At 73.3% G+C, this 19545-nt stretch carries 11 protein-coding genes; 3 read left to right on the top strand and 8 right to left on the bottom strand.

Annotated elements, in window-relative coordinates; all coding sequences use genetic code 11:
* From OG715_RS06750 to OG715_RS06735, 4 genes are read right to left on the bottom strand one after another with little or no spacing between them, the layout of a single operon-like run.
* On the bottom strand, positions 1-1353 hold the full coding sequence (locus OG715_RS06750) for a GH1 family beta-glucosidase (protein WP_266277419.1): 1353 nt from the start codon (positions 1351-1353) through the stop codon (positions 1-3).
* A gap of 59 nt (positions 1354-1412) precedes the next feature.
* On the bottom strand, positions 1413-2255 hold the full coding sequence (locus OG715_RS06745; RefSeq protein WP_030396936.1) for a carbohydrate ABC transporter permease: 843 nt from the start codon (positions 2253-2255) through the stop codon (positions 1413-1415).
* Positions 2252-3190 carry a carbohydrate ABC transporter permease gene (locus tag OG715_RS06740; RefSeq protein WP_266276468.1) on the bottom strand — a complete coding sequence of 313 codons (939 nt, stop codon included), beginning with the start codon at positions 3188-3190 and terminating at the stop codon, positions 2252-2254. Before OG715_RS06740 ends, OG715_RS06745 begins: the two co-directional genes overlap by 4 nt.
* Position 3191: 1 nt before the next feature.
* A complete protein-coding gene (locus OG715_RS06735; protein ID WP_266276469.1) occupies positions 3192-4505 on the bottom strand; it encodes an ABC transporter substrate-binding protein in 1314 nt (437 codons plus the stop codon).
* A 126-nt stretch (positions 4506-4631) separates the two neighbouring features.
* On the opposite strand from OG715_RS06735, the gene OG715_RS06730 reads away from it, so the two are divergent.
* Both OG715_RS06730 and OG715_RS06725 read left to right on the top strand, forming a co-directional pair.
* Positions 4632-5963 carry an ROK family transcriptional regulator gene (locus OG715_RS06730; protein ID WP_266276470.1) on the top strand — a complete coding sequence of 444 codons (1332 nt, stop codon included), beginning with the start codon at positions 4632-4634 and terminating at the stop codon, positions 5961-5963.
* Between the two features lie 360 nt (positions 5964-6323).
* Positions 6324-8537 (top strand): discoidin domain-containing protein, encoded by a 2214-nt coding sequence (locus tag OG715_RS06725; RefSeq protein WP_266276471.1) that lies wholly within the window; start codon positions 6324-6326, stop codon positions 8535-8537.
* Between the two features lie 62 nt (positions 8538-8599).
* On the opposite strand, the gene OG715_RS06720 is transcribed toward OG715_RS06725, so the two are convergent.
* The 4 genes from OG715_RS06720 to OG715_RS06705 form a co-directional block, all read right to left on the bottom strand.
* A complete protein-coding gene (locus OG715_RS06720) occupies positions 8600-9220 on the bottom strand; it encodes a DJ-1/PfpI family protein (RefSeq protein WP_266276472.1) in 621 nt (206 codons plus the stop codon).
* A 37-nt stretch (positions 9221-9257) separates the two neighbouring features.
* Entirely contained in the window at positions 9258-9887 is a 630-nt protein-coding gene (locus tag OG715_RS06715) for a LysE family transporter (RefSeq protein ID WP_266276473.1), read from the bottom strand.
* A gap of 166 nt (positions 9888-10053) precedes the next feature.
* A complete protein-coding gene (locus tag OG715_RS06710) occupies positions 10054-11370 on the bottom strand; it encodes a cytochrome P450 (protein WP_266276474.1) in 1317 nt (438 codons plus the stop codon).
* Between the two features lie 290 nt (positions 11371-11660).
* Entirely contained in the window at positions 11661-12923 is a 1263-nt protein-coding gene (locus OG715_RS06705; protein ID WP_266276475.1) for an ISL3 family transposase, read from the bottom strand.
* Positions 12924-13132: 209 nt separating this feature from the next.
* On the opposite strand from OG715_RS06705, the gene OG715_RS06700 reads away from it, so the two are divergent.
* Positions 13133-19519: a DNRLRE domain-containing protein gene (locus OG715_RS06700; RefSeq protein WP_266276476.1), complete on the top strand. Its 6387-nt coding sequence runs from the start codon at positions 13133-13135 to the stop codon at positions 19517-19519.
* Positions 19520-19545 lie beyond the last annotated feature (26 nt).

The following is a 19545-nucleotide window of genomic DNA, read 5'->3' as shown; positions in this document are numbered from 1 at the left end:
CTACCGCCCCCGGTGCGCCGCGATCAGCCGCGCGTAGTGGTGGCCGCTGGACTTGATGGTGCGGCGCTGGGTCGGGTAGTCGACGTGGACGAGCCCGAAGCGCTTCGCGTACCCGTACGCCCACTCGAAGTTGTCGAGCAGCGACCAGGCGAAGTACCCCGCCAGCGGCGCGCCCCGGCCGACGGCACGGGCGCAGGCGGCGAGGTGGTCGGCCAGGAAGGCGGTCCGCTCCGGGTCGTGGACGCTGCCGTCGGCGGCCACCGAGTCGGCGTACGCCGAGCCGTTCTCGGTGACGTAGATCCGTTCGGCCTCGTACTCCTCGGTGAGCCGGAGCAGCAGCTGCTCCAGACCGGGCGCGTGCACCTCCCAGGGCATCGCGGTGTGTTCCCGGTTGGGGCCGGGCAGTTGGCGGATGTACGGGGCCGGTCCGGCGGGGTCGTCGGCGACGATCTGGCGGAAGTAGTAGTTGAGGCCCAGCCAGTCCAGCGGCGCGGCGATCAGGTCGAGGTCCCCGGCCCGCTCCGGCAGGTCGACGCCGTAGACCCGCCGCATGTCCTCGGGGTAGCCCCGGCCGTGGATCGGGTCGAGCCACCAGCGGTTGACGTGGCCGTCGGCCCGGACGGCGGCGGCGAGGTCGGCCGGTGAGTCGGTGGCCGGCTCGATCGGGCTGAGGTTGTTGACGATGCCGATCCGGGCGCCCCGGACGTTCTCGCGCAGCACCTGGACGGCCAGTCCGTGGGCGAGGTGCAGGTGGTAGGAGGCGCGGACGGCGGCGGTGAGGTCGGTCAGGCCAGGGGCCATCGCGCCGTCGAGGTGGCCGATCCAGGCCGAGCAGAGCGGCTCGTTGAGCGTCGCCCAGTCGGTGACCCGGTCGCCGAGCCGGGCGGCGACCGCGGCGGCGTACTCGGCGAAGCGCTCGGCGGTGTCCCGCACGGGCCAGCCGCCGCGGTCCTGCTGGGCCTGCGGGAGGTCCCAGTGGTAGAGGGTCGGGAACGGGCGGATCCCGGCCGCCAGCAGGCCGTCCACCAGCCGGTCGTAGAAGTCCAGGCCGGCCTGGTTGACCCGGTCGTCGGCGAGCGGCACCACGCGCGGCCAGGCGATCGAGAACCGGTAGGCGCCGAGGCCGAGCCGGCCCATCAGCGCGACGTCCTCGGGCCAGCGGTGGTAGTGGTCGCAGGCGGTGTCGCCGGTGTCGCCGCCGGCCACCCGGCCGGGGGTGTGCGCGAAGGTGTCCCAGATCGAGGGGGCGCGCCCGTCGGCGCCGGCCGCGCCCTCGATCTGGTAGGCGGCGGTGGCGGCGCCCCAGAGGAAGTCGTCGGGCAGGGCGTCCAGGGGGGTGCCGGGGTCGGTCATGGCGGGCCTCTCGGAGTGGTGGAGGAGGTGGCGGCGGGCGTCGGGGTGCGGGGCGCGGGTCATTTGACGGCCCCGGCGGTGAGTCCGGCGACCAGGTAGCGCTGGAGCAGCAGGAAGCCGGCCACCACCGGGACGCTGACCACCAGCGAGGCGGCCATCACCTGGTTCCAGTAGACGTCGTTGAGCGTGGCGTAGCCCTGCAGGCCGACGGCCAGGGTGCGGGTCTCCTCGTTGGTGAGCACCGAGGCGAACAGCACCTCGCCCCAGGCCGTCATGAAGGCGTACACCGCGACCGCGACGATGCCGGGCACCGCCGCCGGGACGATGATCCGCACCAGGGCCCGGACCGGCCCGCAGCCGTCGACCAGCGCGGCCTCGTCCAGGTCGCGCGGGATGGAGTCGAAGTAGCCGACCAGCATCCAGATCGAGAACGGCAGCGAGAAGGTCAGGTAGGTGAGGATCAGACCGCCGCGGCTGCCGTACAGGGCGACCCCGGTGGCGTTTCCGACGTTGACGAGGAGCAGGAAGAGCGGGAGCAGGAACAGGATTCCGGGGAACATCTGGGTGGACAGCACCGTCACCGTGAAGAAGCGCCGGCCACGGAAACGGTAGCGGCTCACCGCGTACGCCGCGACGATCGCGACCAGGACCGAGCAGATCGTCGAACCCCCGGCCACGATCAGGGAGTTGACCAGGTAGCGGCCGAGCGGCACGGTGCGCCAGATGTCCGCGTAGGGGCGCAGGGTGACGGTGCTGGGGATCCAGCGGAACGGTCCCTGGACGTCCTGGAGCGGCTTCAGCGAGCTGCCGAGCATCACCAGGACCGGGACGAGCGTGAAGACGGTGAGCGCGGCGAGCAGTACGCGGCGCAGCCACCGGAACGAGGCGGGCGGGTCGATCACGCGGTGGCGTCCTTCCGGCGCGAGGTGAGCAGCAGGTAGCCGCCCGTCACCACCAGCAGGAACAGCAGGAGCAGCACGGACATCGCCGAGCCGGCGCCGAAGTTCCAGGTGACGAAGGAGGACTGGTAGATGTGCACGGAGATCAGGTCGGCGGCGGCGGGCGCCGAGCGGCCGAACAGCAGGTAGGGGGTGTTGAAGTCGTTGAAGGTCCACAGGAAGAGCACCAGCACCAGCACCTGGTTGACCGGCCGCAGCGAGGGCAGGGTGATCCGGAGGATCTGCTGCCGGACGCCGGCGCCGTCCAGCGCGGCCGCCTCGTAGAGTTCGCGCGGGATGTTCTGCAGTCCGGCGGTGAGGGTCAGGAAGGCGAACGGCCAGCTGCGCCAGACCGAGACGGTGACCAGGGCGACGAAGCTGTTGTCGCCGAGCAGCCAGAACGGCTTGTCGTCGACCAGGTGGAGCTGGTCGTGCAGCACGTGGTTGATCAGGCCGGTGTCCCGCTGGAACATGAACGACCAGGTGATGACCGCCGCGTAGACCGGCAGCGCGTAGGGCAGCAGGAACACGGCGCGCAGCAGGCCCCGGCCTCGGAAGGCGTCCTGCATCAGCACGGCGGCGGTGGTGCCGATCAGCCAGGAGAGGCCGACGGCCAGCACGGTGAAGGCGCAGGTGACCCAGAAGGAGTGCAGCAGGGCGCGGCCGACGGGGGCGTCGAAGTCCACCGCGGTACGGAAGTTGGCGAGCCCGGCCCAGGGGGCGGCGGTCCAGTCGCGGATGAAGAACTGGGTGAGCCGCTTGAAGCTCATCACGGTGCCGAGCACCATCGGCACCAGGTGGACGGCGAGTTCGAGCAGCAGGGCGGGGAGCAGCAGCAGATAGGGGAGGGCGGTGGTTCCGGCGCGTCGGCGCAGTCGTTCGATTCGGCCTCGGATCACGTCAGTTGGCCGGCATCTGCTGCTGGGCCCGGGTGAGCTCGGAGCGGACGCCGTCCTCGGTGACGGCCTTGCCGGCGGCGGCGGAGGCGAGCAGGTTCTTCACGGCGGTGCCGACCAGGGTCTCGAACTGGCTCTCGGCGGGCACCTGCGGCAGCGGGCGGGCGCTCTGGCCCAGGACGGCGGCCAGGGTGCCGAGTTCGGGGGTGGCGAAGGCGGTGTCGCGCTGGGCCTCGACGACCGGGGGGATGGTGCCGTACGCCTTGTTGAGCACCGTCTGCTCCTCGGTGCCGGTCATGAAGGACACGAACTTCAGCGCCCCTTCGGTGTTCCTGGTGGCGCGGAAGACGGCGAGGTTGATCCCGGCGACCATCGAGGTGGTGGCGCGTTCGCCGGTGGCGCCGGCGGGGATCGGGACGGGGGCGACGCCGTAGTCCTCGGCGGCCATGCCGTGGGACTTGAGGTTGGCCCCGGCGGCCTGCCACAGCAGCATCGCGGCCTTGCCGGTGGCGAAGTCGGTGACGGACTGGTTGTTGGCGTACTCGGCGTTGCCCGCGGCGGCGATCCGGTCGGTGCCGAGCAGGTCGACGTACTGCTTGACCGCGGCGACGGTGCCCGGGCTGTCGAAGGCGGGGCGGCCGGACGGGTCGAAGAAGTCGGCGCCGTGCTGCTTGGCCAGGGTGAAGGCGTGGTGGACGTTCTCGCTGATGTTGCCGCCCTCGACGGCGAGGCCGTAGCGGCCGCCGGTGGTGAGCTTCTTGCCCTCGGCGACGAGCTCCTCCCAGGTGGCCGGCGCGCGGTCGATCCCGGCCTCGGCGAAGAGCTTCTTGTTCCAGTACAGGCCGTAGGCCATCGAGTAGAGCGGGACGGCGGCCGGGTCCTGGCCGGCGGCGCCGGCCGAGGCGAGGGCGGCGGGCAGGAAGCGCTCCTTGCCGCCGGTCTTCGCGAGGGTGGCGGCGTCGAAGGGCCGCAGGGCACCGGTGGCCTGGAGCGAGGCGGACCAGGTGTTGCCGATGTTGAGCACGTCGGGGCCCTGGCCGGATCCGGCGGCGGCGAGGATCCGGTTCAGCAGGTCCGACCAGGGGACGACCTCCAGTTTCACCTTGATGCCGGTCTGCTGCTCGAACTTCCGCAGCTCGGGTTCCAGCACCTGGCGGTCGTTCTCCAGGCTGGTGCCCTGGTTGGAGGCCCAGTAGGTGAGGGTGCCGGGGCTGCTGTCGCCCCCGCCTCCGGATGCGGAGCCCCCGCCGCAGGCGGTGGCGGTGAGAACGAGCGCGGTGGCCAGCACGCCGGCGGCGGCGGTGCGGACGATGGGCATGGAGGGATCCCCTCTTCGGGTGAAGTCCGATGCTGCGATACTTAATTCGAGGCGTGATTTAACGTGTGAGAAAAGCTTCCGTCAAGGGTTCGGACAGCGATAGATTCGGGGCAGGAGGGAGATCCCATGACCGCGCGAGGCAAGAAGACGGTGCGTGACCTGCGCAGAGGCAGTCGGTCCACGCTGCTGCGGCGGCTGTACTTCGACGGGCCGCTCAGCCGCCAGGAGCTCGGCTCGATCACCGGGTTGAGCGGCGGATCGATCAGCAATGTGACCGGCGAGCTGCTCGCCGACGGCCTGATCGAGGAGTGCGGCTCGGTGGAGTCGGACGGCGGGCGGCCCCGGATCCTGCTCCGGGTCGCGGCCGGCCGGGCCCACCTGGTCGGGGTGGACGTCGGCGAGACCCAGGTCAGGGTGGCGCTGTTCGACCTGGCCAGGACCGAGCTGGCCGCCAGCGACCGGCCGCTGGACGACCGGGGCCACGACGCGGGCCATGTGGCGGAGCTGATCCTGGCCGGGCTGGCCGAGGTGCTGGAGCGCACCGGGACGGACCCGGGCACGGTGCTCGGCGTGGGCGTCGGCGTGCCCGGCATCGTCGAGCAGGGGGCCGTCGGGGGAGGGGCCGTCGGGCGCGGTGCCGTCGAGCGGGGCATCGGGTCGGACCTCGGCGGCGGGGCGGGCGCCGTGGTGCACGGCCAGACCGTCGGCTGGGACGCGGTCCCGCTCGGCCGGATGCTGCGGGCCGGTACCGACCTGCCGCTGTTCGTCGACAACGGCGCCAAGACCCTCGGCCAGGCGGAGATGTGGTTCGGCGCCGGGCGCGGCGCCCGGCACGCGGTGGTCGCCCTGTTCGGCTCCGGCGTCGGCGCCTGCGTGATCGCCGACGGCGCCCGCTTCCGGGGCGCCACCAGCAGCGCGGGCGAGTGGGGCCACACCAAGGTGCACGTCGGCGGACGCCGCTGCCGGTGCGGCGCGCGCGGCTGCCTGGAGGCGTACGTCGGGGCCGAGGCGCTGGTCGCGCGGTGGGGCGCGGCCCCGCCCGGCGGCGGGGAGAAGGCCGGGCTGGCGGCCCTGCTGGTGGCCGCCGGGGCGGGCGATCCGGCCGCCGTCGCCCTGCTCGACGAGGCCGCCGAGTACTTCGGCGCGGCCATCGCCGACCTGGTGAACCTGTTCAACCCGGAGCGGATCGTGATCGGCGGCTGGGCCGGACTGCTGCTCGGCCCCCGGCTGCTGCCGGGGATCCGCGCGGCCGCCACCGAGTACGCGCTGCGCTTCCCGCGCGAGCAGACCGAGATCGTGCTCGGCACGCTCGGACCGGCGGCGGTCACGGTGGGGGCGGCGACCCTGCCGCTCTCCGACTTCCTGGACTCCGGCGGGGAGTTCCCGCGCCGGGCGGACGCGGCGGTGTCGCACGCCGGGGCGGCGGACGCCGCCGCCCCGGCCGGACTGCGGGCCTGAGCGGCGGCCCCGGGCGGTGCTCCTGAGCTGGGAATATCCGCTACTTCCGTGCGGCGCAGGCAAGTTCACGCCGTGAGGAAAGTCGCCGAGAGGGGTTGACACCCCCGATCGACTGCCCCGAGACTCCCGGTCGGGGGCGCTCCCCGGGCCCGGACCCCGGGCCGGCGGCGCTCCGTCACGCACCAGGTGACCGCCCGCCGCGGCGGGTCCGTGCGCGCACCGGCCGAACCCCGAGCCGGCCGGTGCGCGGACCCGTCGAGCCGTCCTGTCGTTCCCCACCGCCCGGCGCCCAACGGCGTACCGGGCACGGGCCGCGGTGTGCGCCTCCACCTTCACCCACCCCCACCGCAGGAGCAGCCCATGAGGCTCACTTCAGCACGCCCGCGTCACGGGGGGCCGGCCGCCAGGCTCGGTCTCGCCCTGCTCGCGGCCACCACCCTCGCCCTGCCGGGACCGGCCGCCCTCGCGGCCCCCGCCACCGCCGCCACTGTGACGGCGCCCGCCCCCGCGGCCGCCGAGTGCGGCGCCGCCGACGCGGCGCGGGGCCGCCCGGCCACCGCCTCCTCCACCGAGAACGCGGGCCTGTCGGCCGCCAACGCCGTCGACGGCGACCCCGGCACCCGCTGGTCCTCCGCCTTCGCCGACTCGCAGTGGCTGCAGGTCGACCTCGGCTCGGTGCGGCAACTGTGCCGGGTCGAACTCGCCTGGGAGGCGGCGTACGGGCGCGCCTACCAGATCCAGTCCTCCGACGACGGCGTCAGCTGGCGGACCCTCTACTCCACCGCGAACGGCACCGGCGGCACCGAGACCCTCGCCGTCTCCGGCAGCGGCCGCTACGTCCGGCTCAACGGCCAGGCCCGGGGCACCGCCTGGGGCTACTCGCTGTGGGAGCTGCGGGTCGCCGCCTCCGACGGCCCGACCGTGCCGCCGGTGCAGGGCGGCGGCGACCTCGGCCCCAACGTGCTGGTCTTCGACCCCGGTACGGCCGGCATCCAGGCCAAGCTGGACGAGGTGTTCCGCAAGCAGGAGTCCAACCAGTTCGGCCCCGAGCGGTACGCGCTGCTCTTCAAGCCGGGCACCTACCAGAACCTCAACGCCCAACTGGGCTTCTACACCTCGATCGCGGGCCTCGGCCTCAAGCCCGACGACACCACCTTCAACGGCGATGTCACCGTGGACGCCGGGTGGTTCAACGGCAACGCCACCCAGAACTTCTGGCGCTCCGCCGAGAACCTCGCCCTCAACCCGGTCAACGGCACCGACCGCTGGGCCGTCGCCCAGGCCGCGCCGTTCCGCCGGATGCACGTCCGGGGCGGGCTCAACCTGGCGCCGAACGGCTACGGTTGGGCCAGCGGCGGCTACATCGCCGACAGCCGGGTGGACGGCCAGATCGGCAACTACTCGCAGCAGCAGTGGTACACCCGGGACAGCGCGATCGGCGGCTTCTCCAACGGCGTCTGGAACCAGGTGTTCTCCGGCGTCCAGGGCGCGCCCGCGCAGAGCTTCCCGAACCCGCCGTACACCACCCTCGACACCACCCCGGTGTCGCGCGAGAAGCCGTTCCTCTACCTGGACGGCAACGAGTACCGGGTGTTCGTCCCGGCGAAGCGGACCAACGCCCGGGGCGTCTCCTGGGACGGCACCCCGCAGGGCACCTCGCGGCCGCTGAACCAGTTCTACCTGGTCAAGCCGGGCGCGACGGCGGCCACCATCAACCAGGCGCTGGCGCAGGGCCTGGACCTGCTGTTCACCCCCGGCGTCTACCACGTGGACCGGCCGATCGAGGTGACCCGCCCCGACACCGTGGTGCTCGGCCTCGGCCTGGCCACCGTGGTGCCCGACAACGGGGTGACCGCGATCCGGGTCGCCGACGTGGACGGTGTCCGGCTGGCCGGGCTGCTGGTCGACGCCGGGCCGGTCAACTCGTCGGTGCTGGTGCAGATCGGGCCGGACAACGCGGCCGCCGACCACGCGAACGACCCGACCACCCTCCAGGACGTGTTCGTCCGGGTCGGCGGCGCGGGTGCGGGCTCGGCCACCGCCGGGATCGTGGTCAACAGTGACGACGTGATCGTCGACCACACCTGGATCTGGCGCGCCGACCACGGCACCGGCGTCGGCTGGACAGTCAACCCGGCCGACTACGGCCTGCTGGTGCGCGGCGACGACGTGCTCGGCACCGGGCTGTTCGTCGAGCACTTCAAGAAGTACGACGTCGAGTGGTCGGGCGAACGCGGCCGGACGATCTTCTTCCAGAACGAGATCGCCTACGACGCCCCGAACCAGGCCGCCGTGCAGAACGGCGCCACCAGGGGCTGGGCCGCCTACAAGGTGGACGACAACGTCACCACCCACGAGGGCTGGGGGCTCGGCAGCTACTGCTACTTCAACGTGGACCCGAGCATCCGGATGGACCACGGCTTCGAAGCCCCGGTCCGGCCCGGGGTGCGGTTCCACGACCTGCTGGTGGTCTCGCTGGGCGGCAACGGCCAGTACGAGCACGTGATCAACGGCACCGGCGGCGCGACCTCCGGCACCTCCACCACCCCGTCCACGGTCACGTCCTTCCCGTGACGGCACCCGCCGCCGGCCCCGCACCCGGGGGCCGGCGGCGGCTCGGGCCCGCGTCCTCCGGCTCAGCCCAGGGTGCGGGCCCGCTCGATCACCTCGGCCGAGGCCTTGGCCACCGAACCGCTGTCGAACGGGGGTTGCGGGTCGTACTCGGTCGTCAGCTGGATCGCCCGGGCGGTCAGCTCGTCGGTGACCAGCGCGGCCAGCGAGACGGCCATGTCGATCCCCGAGGAGACCCCGGCGGCGGTGATCAGCCGGCCGTGCCGGACCACCCGCTCCGGCGTGTGGACCGCGCCGTGCGACTCCAGTTCGGCGGCTGCCTGCCAGTGTGTGGTGGCGGTCAGGCCGGTCAGCAGCCCGGCCGCGCCGAGCACGATCGACCCGGTGCAGACCGAGGTGGTGAAGCGGGTGCCGGTGTGGATCCGGCGGACCCAGTCGAGGAAGCCGGGGTCCGCGAGCATCGGCCGGATGCCGCCCCCGCCCGGGACCAGCAGGACGTCGCACCGCTCCACCTCGGTGTACGCGGTCGGCACGTGCACCGGCAGGGCGCCCAGGTCGTCCCGCACCAGGCCGGGTTCGGCGGTGACGAACCGCACGGTGGCCCCGGGCACGTAGGCGAGGATCTCGTAGGGCCCGATCGCGTCGAGCGGCTCGAATCGGTCGAAGAGCGGTATCACGATGTCCATGCGCGGCAGCCTAGCCAGCCGTCCCGCCACCGGGCGGTCAGTGCCGGAGGGCGAGGCGGACGGCCAGGGCCAGGACGACCAGGTTGCCGGTGAGGCCGGTGAGGAGTCGGCCGCGGGGGCCGGTGAGGACGCGGCGGAGCAGGGCGCCGCCGGTGGCGAGCAGGGCCTGCCAGCTGGCCGAGGCGGCGAAGGCGGCCAGGACGAAGACCAAGCCGGGCCCGAGGCTGCCGGGGCCGGTGCGACCGCCGAGCACCAGGGCGCTGAAGTAGACCACGGTGAGCGGGTTGAGCAGGGTCAGGCCGAGCAGCGAGGCGTAGGTGCGCCAGGGGGAGGCGGGCGCCGGGGGCGGGGGGCCGGCCGGGTCCCGGTCCGCCCGGTGGGTGCGGAGGGTGGCGCGCAGCCCGTGCGCGGCGAGGAGGACGAGCACGGCCGCGGCGGCGAGTTCGAGGGCGCCGGCGGCGGGTGCGAGCAGCGGGGCGAGCGTCGCGCCGCCGATCAGCGCGAGCAGGGCGTACAGGCCGTCGGCGGTGGCCACGCCCAGGGCGGCGGCCAGGCCCCGGGCCAGCGAGACGCGGGAGGCGAGGGTGACGATCAGGACGGAGATCGCGCCGACCGGCACGGCGATGCCGTAGCCGGCGAGCAGCCCGGAGAGCAGGGCGTCGGTCATGGGGGTTCCGGTTCGGCCGGGGGCAGGCAGGGGTGGTGGCGGGGAGCGTAGTGCGCGGCCGCCGGTCCGGGCCACCGGTTTATCGGACAGGGCCCCGGTGGCCGATCGGCGGGATCCGGCCCGGCGGCGGTGAGCGCCGCCGGTCCGGTCCGTGAGTGCGCCGCCGTCAGCCCGCCGCCGTGAGCACCACCGGCGTCGGGCCGTCCGGGCGGACGGTGATGCTGTAGACGGCTCCGGCGGGCCGGTCGAGGAAGCGCACCGTGAAGGCGGGCAGCAGGAGTTCGAGCACCGCGACGGACTCGCGGAGCGCGAACTGGGTGCCGAGGCAGGCGCGGGCGCCGAGGCCGAACGGGAGGTAGCCGCCGAGCTGCGCGGGGCGGCTGCCGCCCGGGCCGAACCGGGTCGGGTCGAAGCGCTCCGGGTCGGGCCAGAGGGCCGGGTCGCGGTGGGTGAGGTAGGGGCAGACCAGCAGGTCGGTGCCGGCCTCCACCCGGTGGCCGGCGAGGGTGTCGTCGGCGAGCGCGTGTCGGGGGAGGATCCAGGCGGACGGGTAGAGCCGCAGCGTCTCGGAGACCAGGGCCTGCACCGCCTCGCGCCGCTCGGGCGAGCCCTCGGGGCCGGCGTCGAGGACCCACCGCCGGGCGCCGGGCTCGCGGTCGAGGAGCAGGTACAGCCAGGTGAGGGTGGTGGCGGTGGTCTCGTGGCCGGCGACGAGCAGGGTGACGAGCTCGTCGCGGATCAGCCGCTCGGTGTACTCGGGGTGCAACTCGGCCGCGTCGAGCAGCACCCGCAGGACGCCGGGGCCGTCGGGGCCGTCCTCGTGGCGGCGCGCGGCGGCGATCGCGGTGTGCGCCACCGCGTCGATCCGGGCGAGGTCCTCGGCGACGGCGTCTCCGGCCCGGTCGCCGTCGGGGAGTTGGGGGAGGGCGGCGACGACGGCGGCGATGCGGTCGAGTTCGCGCTCGGTGGCCGGGTCCAGGGGGTGGCCGGTGAGCGCGCGCCAGATGGTGTCGAGGGCGAAGTGCCGCATCTCCGCGCCGAGGTCGATCTGCTCGCCGGTGCGCGCGTACCCGGCCCAGCGGTCGGCGGCGCGGCGGGCGGCGGCGGTGATCCGCTGCTCGTAGCGGCGCATCCCGGTACCGGTGAACTGGGCCTGGAGCATCCGCCGTTGGCGCTTCCAGGCCTCGCCGGTGGCGGTCAGTACACCCTCGCCGGCGATCGTCCGGGCCCGGTGCGAGCGCTTGACGTACCGCTCGGGGTGGCGGCCGAGGACGTGCTGCACGGCCTCGGGGTCGGTGACCAGGACGGTGGGGCGCGGGCCGATCCGGAACGCGGCGACACCGCCGAGGCGTTGGCGGGTGCGGGCCAGCAGGTCGATCAGCTCGGCTTCCTCGGTGCGCCACTCCTCGACGGCCTCGGGCGGCAGTTCGGGCACGGGCGGGGCGGCGGCGGGGGAGGGGCCGGGGTTCGCGGCGGTGGTCACGGGGGTGCCTCCTCGGTCGGCGGCGGGCTGAGGGGAAGCGGACGGGCCGACGGACGCGGGCCGCCCGGGCCGGGCGTCCGGCCGCGCTGTCCGGGCGCGCTGTGTCCGTGCTGTGTCCGCGTTGACCTTACGTCAGCGGAGGCCCTCCGCGTGACCGCCCGGACACCGGGCGTGAGTTCGGTGAAGCCAGGTGAATCCCTTGTGGAGCTGGATCACGATTGCGCCCTTACCAGCTGGTAATGATCATGAGTGCCCCTTTTACGGCTCTTGTGTTGGACCTGTGGGTCTGGTCATGCGAGTTGGCGTCGGGGCAGGGTGGGGCGGTTGCCGCCGAGGCAGAGCATGACGAGGGCGATGACGGCCTCGGCGGATCGGAAGCCGAAGCCTCTGCGGATGATCAGGCGGGTCTTGGTGTTGGTGGACTCGATCAGGCCGTTGGACAGCTTCTCGACGATCGCGTGGAGGATGGCCTCGTAGTGGCGCTTGATCTTGCGGGCGAGGTCGGTGAAGGCCGGAAGGCGGGACCGGACAGCCCAGGACAGCCATCGGTCCAGGGCCTTCACAGCGGCCTCGACGCCCTCGTCGGCGGCGATCCGGTAGATCGTGCGCAGGCCCTCCTTCAGCAGATAGGCACGGTGCAAGCGGGGGTCGTTGGTCGCGATCCAGGCGAGTTTGACCTGCTGGCGGGGCGTGAGGTCCTCGGGGTTCTTCCACAACGCGTGGCGTGAGTGCTTGAGGCGTCGGGCGAGTTCGGGGTCCGCGGCCTCGCGTCGGGCCCGGTTCCACGCGGAGCGGCGTTCCTCGTCCAGGGCCTCGGTGGCCCAGGCCACGACGTGGAACGGGTCCATGGCCCGGACCGCGTTCGGAGCGCGCTCGGCGACCACGTCGGCAATCCACTCGGCGCCGTCGGCACTGATGTGGGTGAGCCGGTGCGCGCGGTCGGCGCCGAGTGCGTCGAAGAAGGAGCGGAGCACGTCCTTGCCGTGGCCGTCGGCCATCCACACCACGCGGCGCGAGTCGTGGTCGACCACCACGGTCATGTACTTCTGCCCGCGCCGGTAGGAGATCTCGTCGATGCCCACATGCCGCAGGCCGGCGAGCCGGTCGATCCCGGCATCGGCGTCGGCCTGGTGGCGGGTGATGATCGCGCCGACCGTGCGCCAGGAGGTCCGCATCAGCTGGGCGGTGGCCGCCTTGGAGCATTCGGTGGCCATCCAGGCGACCTGCTGGTCGAAGTCTCGGGTGTGTCCCGCATCGTGGCGGGCCCAGGGGACGGCGGCGACCACCACCCCGTGCCGCCCGCAGGTCACACGAGGTGCGTCGGCCTCCAGGTAGAGCTTGAGGCCGGCGGCGTCCAGGTGGCGCCAGCGCCGCCGCCCCGCACCGGCGTCGAACCCCGGACAGCGGCTTCCACAGATCCCGCACCGGCGACGCGCCCGAGACCTGGGCCGGACAGTGACCACGATGACCTGCGACTTCTCCTCAAACCGCACCTCCTCCGGCACTGCCTGCTCGCATCCGACCAACGCCTTCAATACCGTGGTCAACCGCACGCCGTTCTCCCTGCACCCCAGATTCTGAGTCTCGACACCTCAAGATCTGCACAGGGGACGGCGTGCCCCGCGTTAGACGCGCCTCAGCGACCCACAGATGGAGCAGAAGAGCCCCTTTTACCAGGATTTGGTGCTCTGTTGGTACGCGATTGGGATTCCCTATGCTCCGTCTCCGCCGTCCCCCATTGACGGCGAGTCAAGGAGATCCCATGAAGCACGCCATACCCGGTGGAGCGCCCCGCAGATCACCTGCGGTCCTCCGGGCACTGGGCGGAACGGTCGCGACGGCGGTGGCGGTCGCACTGCTGGCCGGCACCCAGCCCGCCCTCGCCACTCCCGCCACCGCCCCGGCCCGGCCCCAGCAGCCGACCGCCGACGCCGCCACCACCGCCGCCGACCTTCCCTCCGCCCGGATCGCCGCCCGGCTCTCCGGCAAGCGGGTCGAGGCACTGTCCGAGCGCACCGAGACCTCGACCACCTGGGTCGACAAGGACGGCACCCTCACCACCGACCTGTTCGCCGGCCCGGTCCGCTTCCAGCGCGACGGCCGGTGGACCGACGTCGACCTCACCCTCCAGGCCGCCGCCGACGGCTCCGTCCAGCCCAAGGCCCACCCCCGCGGACTGCGCCTGGCCGGGGCCGGCGGCGAGCGGGTGAAGAACCTCAAGGACGCCCAGGCGGCCGGTGCCGCCGCCGAGGGCCAGGACGCCGGCCGGCAGGCCCGCAGCCTGGTCACCCTCGGCTCCGGCGACCAGCAGGTCGAGCTCCAGTGGCTCGGCGGCCTGCCGAAGCCCGAGCTCGACGGCACCCGCGCCACCTACCGGGACGCCGTCGCCGACGGCGCCGCCGACCTCGTCGTCGAGGCCACCCGCACCGGCTTCGAGCAGTTCGTGACGCTCAAGCAGCGCCCCACCGCGGCCGGTTTCTCGTACACCATGCCGCTGCTCGCCAAGGGCCTCAGGGCCGAGGCGCAGCCGGACGGCAGCGTGCTGTTCACCGACCGGAAGAACGGGGAGCAGCGCGCCGTGCTGCCCGCGCCGGTGATGTGGGACGCCACCGCCGCGCCCGGCTCCAGCGAGCACCCCCACCAGGCCGGGGTCGGCCTCAAGGTGGTCCAGCGCGGCGACCGGATCGACCTGGTGTTCACCCCGGACGCGGCGTTCCTCGCAGATCCGGCCACCGTCTACCCGGTGACCGTCGACCCGTCGACCACGGCGCTCGGCAACGCCTTCGACACCCGGGTGCAGAAGGGCGAGACGGTCGACTGGTCGGCCGACACCGAGATCTACTGGGGCAACTCCGGCACCAAGAACGCCGACGGCAGCTCCCGCGAGGCCCGGGCGTTCATCAACTGGAACACCGGCCCGATCGCCGACGCGCTGATCACCAAGGCGACCCTGTCGCTGTACAACTTCCACTCCGGCAACAGCGACTGCCTGCCCTACACGTGGGAGGTCTGGGACACCGGCCTCGCCTCCACGGCCTCGCGCTGGACCGCCCAGCCGGCCTGGAAGGCCAAGAAGGGCAGCTCCACCGAGACCAAGGGCCGCGACGCCTGCGGCGGCGACGGCTGGATCAACGCCGACGTCACCAACCTCGTCCAGACCTGGACCTCGGCCAAGAACACCACCTCCGGCATGGGCCTGCGCGCCCCGGACGAGGTCTCCACCAAGTACTGGAAGGAGGTCAACTCCGCCAACGCCGCGAGCAACGTCCCCAAGCTGTCGGTGACGTACAACTACCGTCCGCGCACCGGTACCGACCAGCAGGCCGGCTCGCCGTTCTACAAGGACACGGCCGGCACCTGGTGGGTCAACTCCACCACCCCGACCCTGCGCGACACCTTCGTCGACCCCAACAACGACAAGGTCGACGGCACCTTCCAGATCTTCGACAACGCCACCGACGCGCAGGTCGGCAACGTCCTGGTCTCCCCGTACGTGCCGAGCGGGCAGCCCGCCTCCGTCAAGGTCCCGGCCGGGCTGCTGGCCAACGGCAAGACGTACCGGTTCCGCACCTCGCCCTACGACGGCCTGCACTACAACAACAACTGGTCGGCCTGGGCCTACTTCACCGTCGACACCTCGGCCCCGTCCGCGCCGACCGCGATCACCTCGACCGACTACCCGTCCGGGCAGTGGGTCAAGGGCGCCGGGCAGAGCGGCGTCTTCACCGTCACCCCGCCCGCCGGCGACCAGAACGCGCTGGAGTGGTCGCTCGACGGCACCACCTGGACCAAGGCCGCGACCAACGGCGGCACCGCCCCGGTCGCGCTGACCGTCACCCCGGCCAAGGCGGGCACCAACACCCTCCAGGTCCGCACCACCGACCGGGCCGAGAACAAGTCCGAGGCGCTCTCCTACACCTTCCAGGTCGGCGCCGGCGGCGTCACCGCACCCAACGACGGCACCCGCACCGCCGCCCGCGTCCCGCTCGCGGCCGAGGCCGACGCCGCCAAGTACACCGCGGTGGCCTTCTCCTGGCGCCGCTCCGACGCCGACGCCTGGACCACCGTCCCCGCCGGAGACATCCTCAACGGCGGTACCGCGCTCGGCTCCTGGCCGGTCGCACTGACCGCCGGCAAGAGCCCCGCGCTCACCTGGAACGCCACCGGCACCGTCACCCCCGACGGCACCGTGCAGGTGCGCGCCGACTTCACCGGCCCGAACGGCGCCGCCGTCTCGGCCGAGCCGGTGCACGTGGTCGTCGACCGCAAGGCCGACGGTGCCACCACCACCCAGGCCGGACCCGGCACCGTCAACATGCTCACCGGCGACCTCACCGTCAGCACCACCGACGCGTCGTTCTTCGGCATGACGGTCAGCCGCACCCACTCCTCCCGCGACCCGTACGCGGCCGCCAACCAGACCGGCCGGGCCGCGATCTTCGGCCCGGGCTGGCTGTCCGGCGTCGGCGCCGACTCGCTCGGCACCGGGTTCACCGAGATCCGCCGGACCTCGGCGACCTCGCTCGACCTGGTCGCCGGCGACGGCACCTCGGTCGGCTACACCGCCAACGCGGCCGGCAACGGCTGGGTGCCGGAGCCCGGCAGCGAACACCTCACCCTGCGCGGCTCCTTCGCCTCCGGGGACTTCACCCTCTCCGACACCGACGGCGCCGTCCTCACCTTCGCCAAGGCCGACCCGGCCGCCGTCACCTGGACGGTCGCCACCAGCCTGATGGACGGCCTGTCCGACACCACCAGCAGCATCGTCAACGAGACGGTGACGGTGGGCGGAAAGACGCTGACCCGCCCGCGGATGCTGATCGCCCCGACCACCGCCGTCCCGGCCGCCACCTGCTCGGCCGACCCGACGGTCAAGGGCTGCCGCGTCCTGCAGCTGGTCTACGGCGCCGCCACCACCGCCACCGGCACCACCGACCCGGCGACCTTCGGCGACTTCGCCGGCCAGGTCGGCGGCATCAAGCTCTGGGCCACCGCGCCCGGCGCCGCCAACGCCACCGCCACCGACGTCGCGGCCTACCGCTACGACAGCACCGGTGCGCTGCGCCTGGCCTGGGACCCGCGCCTGGGCACCGCCTCCACCACCCGGTACGACTACGTGACCGGCGGCGGCGCGGCCGGCGCCCTGGACGCGGTGCTGCCCCCGGGCGTCACCGGCGGCTACCACATGGCGTACGGCAACGTCCCCGGCACCGCCGCGGCGGGCGAGGGCATGCTGACCAAGGTGTGGACCAGCACGCTGGCCCAGGGCACCACCGGCACCGTCAACGGCACCGCGACGACCGGCTACGTCTACGGCGTCCCGCTGACCGGCACCAGGGCACCCGAGAACCTCTCGGCCGCCGCGGTCGCCGGCTGGGGCCAGACCGACCTGCCCACCGACGCCACCGCCGTGTTCCCGCCCGACCAGGTCCCCGCCTCCGCCAACGGGGCCGACCTCGGCACGGGCGACTACACCCGCGCCGTCATCGGCTACCTGAACGCCTCCGGGCAGCAGGTCAACTCCGCGGCCCCCGGGCACCGGATCACCACCACCGAGTTCGACCGCTGGGGCAACCAGGTCCGCAGCCTGAGCGCCGCCAACCGTGAACTCGCCCTCGGCTCCGGCACCGGCGCCCAGGCGAGGCTCACCGACCTCGGCATCGACACCCTGCCCTCCGCCGAGCGCGCCGGCCTGCTGTCCACCACCACGGTGTACAGCGCCGACGGCCTGCGCGAGAGCGAGGTGTACGGCCCGCTGCACCGCGTCACCCTGGCCGCCGACGCCCTCTCGGGGGCGACCGTCGTCGCCAACGCCGGCAGCCAGGTCGTCGCCCGCACCCGGACCGTGAAGACGTACGACGAGGGCCGCCCGACCGACGGCACCGCCAAGGTCAAGGACCAGGTCACCAGTACGGTGACCGGCGGCTCGCTGCGCGCCTGGCCGGGAGTCTTCACCGAGCAGCGCAGGGACACCACCGGCTTCGACTGGGCGCTCGGCCTGCCGACCCGCACGGTCCAGGACGCCGGGGGCCTCGCGCTCACCACCGTCACCGGCTACGACGCCAAGGGCCGCACGGTCTCCACCTCGCTGCCCGCCTCGAACGGCTCGGACGCCGGCACCACCCGCACCACCTACTGGACCGCCACCGGCACCGGCCCCTGCGCCGGCCGCCCGGAGTGGGCCGACCTGCTCTGCCGCACCGCCCCGGCGGGCGACATCACCGGCGGCGGCGCCAACCCGGCCCAGACCGTCACCAAGACCGTCCAGTACGGCCTGTTCGGCGAGATCGCGCAGACCGACGAGACGGCCAACGGCTCCACCCGCAGCACCGTGATCACCTCGGACGCGGCCGGCCGCGCCGTCACCAGCACCGTCACCGGCGGCGTCGGTGCCACCGTGCCGGCGGTGACGGTCAGCTACGACCCGGCCAACGGCAAGGTCACCCGGCAGACCTCCGCCACCGGCGGCACGATCACCCAGGCCTACGACGCGCTCGGCCGCCTGGTCTCGTACACCGACGCCGACGGCGGGGTCACCACCACCGAGTACGACGCGCTGAACCGGCCGGTGAAGACCACCGACAGCGTGCCGTCCACCACCACCTACGGCTACGACACCGCCGTCGACCCGCGCGGGAAGGCCACCTCGGTCACCGACTCGGTGGCCGGCGCCTTCACCGCCCGCTACGACGCGGACGGCGCCCTCCTCACCCAGGGCCTGCCCGGCGGCTACACCCTGACCGTCGGCCGGGACCCGTCCGGCGCCGCCGTCAACCGCACCTACACCAAGGACGCGGACGGCACCGTCGTGCTGGTCGACGGCGTCACCGAGACCGTGCACGCCCAGTGGGCCACCCACAGCGGCACGCCCGGCGTGACCGCGGCCCAGACCTACGCCTACGACGGCGCAGGCCGGCTCGTCAACGTGCAGGACACCTCGGTCGACGCGGTCTGCGTCAACCGGGCCTACACCTTCGACCGGAACACCAACCGGACCGCCCTCGCCCTCGCCACCGCCGCGCGCGGCCTGGCCTGCACCACGGCGGGCGCCACCACCCGGACGTCGGCCTACGACAGCGGCGACCGCCTGGTCGACGCCGGCTACGCCTACGACGCGTTCGGCCGCACCACCGCACTGCCCGGCACCACCCTCGCCTTCTTCACGAGCGACCTGGTGCAGCAGCAGACCACCGGCACCAACCGGCAGACCTGGACCCTCGACTCTGCCCAGCGCCACCGCGCCTGGACCGCCGAGACCAACAACGCCGGCAGCTGGACGGCCACCGCCGCCCGGGTCAACCACTTCGCCAACGACGGCGACGGCCCGCGCTGGATCACAGAGGACGCGGCCGGCAACGTCACCCGCAACGTCGCGGGTCCGGGCGGCGAGCTCGCCGCGACCACCGCGAGGACCGGTGCCGCCAGCACCGTCCTGCAGCTCACCAACCTGCACGGCGACGTCGCGCTGCGGCTCCCGCTGGACACCGCGGTCGCGCCGACCGTGCTCGACCACGACGAGTACGGCAACCCGCGGGCCGGCCAGCCCGCCGTGCGCTACGGCTGGCTCGGCGGACACGTCCGCTCGGACGAGACCCCGAGCGGGCTGACCCTGATGGGCGTGCGCCTGTACAACCCGGCCACCGGCCGCTTCCTGTCCACCGACCCGGTGGCGGGCGGCAACGCCAACGCCTACGAGTACACCCACGGCGACCCGCTCAACCGCTACGACCTGGCCGGCCGCTTCGACTGGCGCCGCCACTACGAGGAGGCCAGGGCCTGCGGCCGGCTCGGCATCTGGGGCTGCGCCTTCGCGACCTCCATCTCCGTCATGGCGCTGAAGATGACGGGCGGCGGCGCCCGCAACAACGCCACCCGGCACTTCATGTGGCAGTCCGCGCTGACCTTCTTCTTCGGCTACTACGCGGCGAAGCGGATCGGCGACGCGCACGAGTACGGCGAGACCTGCCCTCGCACCGGGCGGTGCGACACCAACATCGACAAGCACAACAACTCGGTCGCCCGGAGCTTCGCGAGCAGTTGGGGCTGGTGGTACATGTTCCGCTCGTACATCTGGTACGGGCTCTGGGGCCTGATGTACAACCTCCGGGACATGGGCCGGCGCCTGTACGACGGTGGGGTGCTCTGGTAGGCACGCACTGACGCACTGATGATCCG

This window comes from Kitasatospora purpeofusca (assembly GCF_036010405.1).
GTDB classification, from domain to species: domain Bacteria; phylum Actinomycetota; class Actinomycetes; order Streptomycetales; family Streptomycetaceae; genus Kitasatospora; species Kitasatospora purpeofusca.
Note: the sequence above shows the minus strand (reverse complement) of the source record. Positions and strands in the feature narration are given on the sequence as shown.

Excerpts from the sequence above, each read along its gene's own strand:
- OG715_RS06735 (WP_266276469.1), bottom strand. The coding sequence starts at position 4,505 with ATGCCCATCGTCCGCACCGCCGCCGCCGGCGTGCTGGCCACCGCGCTC.
- OG715_RS06700 (WP_266276476.1), top strand. The coding sequence starts at position 13,133 with ATGAAGCACGCCATACCCGGTGGAGCGCCCCGCAGATCACCTGCGGTC.
- OG715_RS06720 (WP_266276472.1), bottom strand. The coding sequence starts at position 9,220 with ATGGACATCGTGATACCGCTCTTCGACCGATTCGAGCCGCTCGACGCG.
- OG715_RS06715 (WP_266276473.1), bottom strand. The coding sequence starts at position 9,887 with ATGACCGACGCCCTGCTCTCCGGGCTGCTCGCCGGCTACGGCATCGCC.
- OG715_RS06725 (WP_266276471.1), top strand. The coding sequence starts at position 6,324 with ATGAGGCTCACTTCAGCACGCCCGCGTCACGGGGGGCCGGCCGCCAGG.
- OG715_RS06730 (WP_266276470.1), top strand. The coding sequence starts at position 4,632 with ATGACCGCGCGAGGCAAGAAGACGGTGCGTGACCTGCGCAGAGGCAGT.
- OG715_RS06750 (WP_266277419.1), bottom strand. The coding sequence starts at position 1,353 with ATGACCGACCCCGGCACCCCCCTGGACGCCCTGCCCGACGACTTCCTC.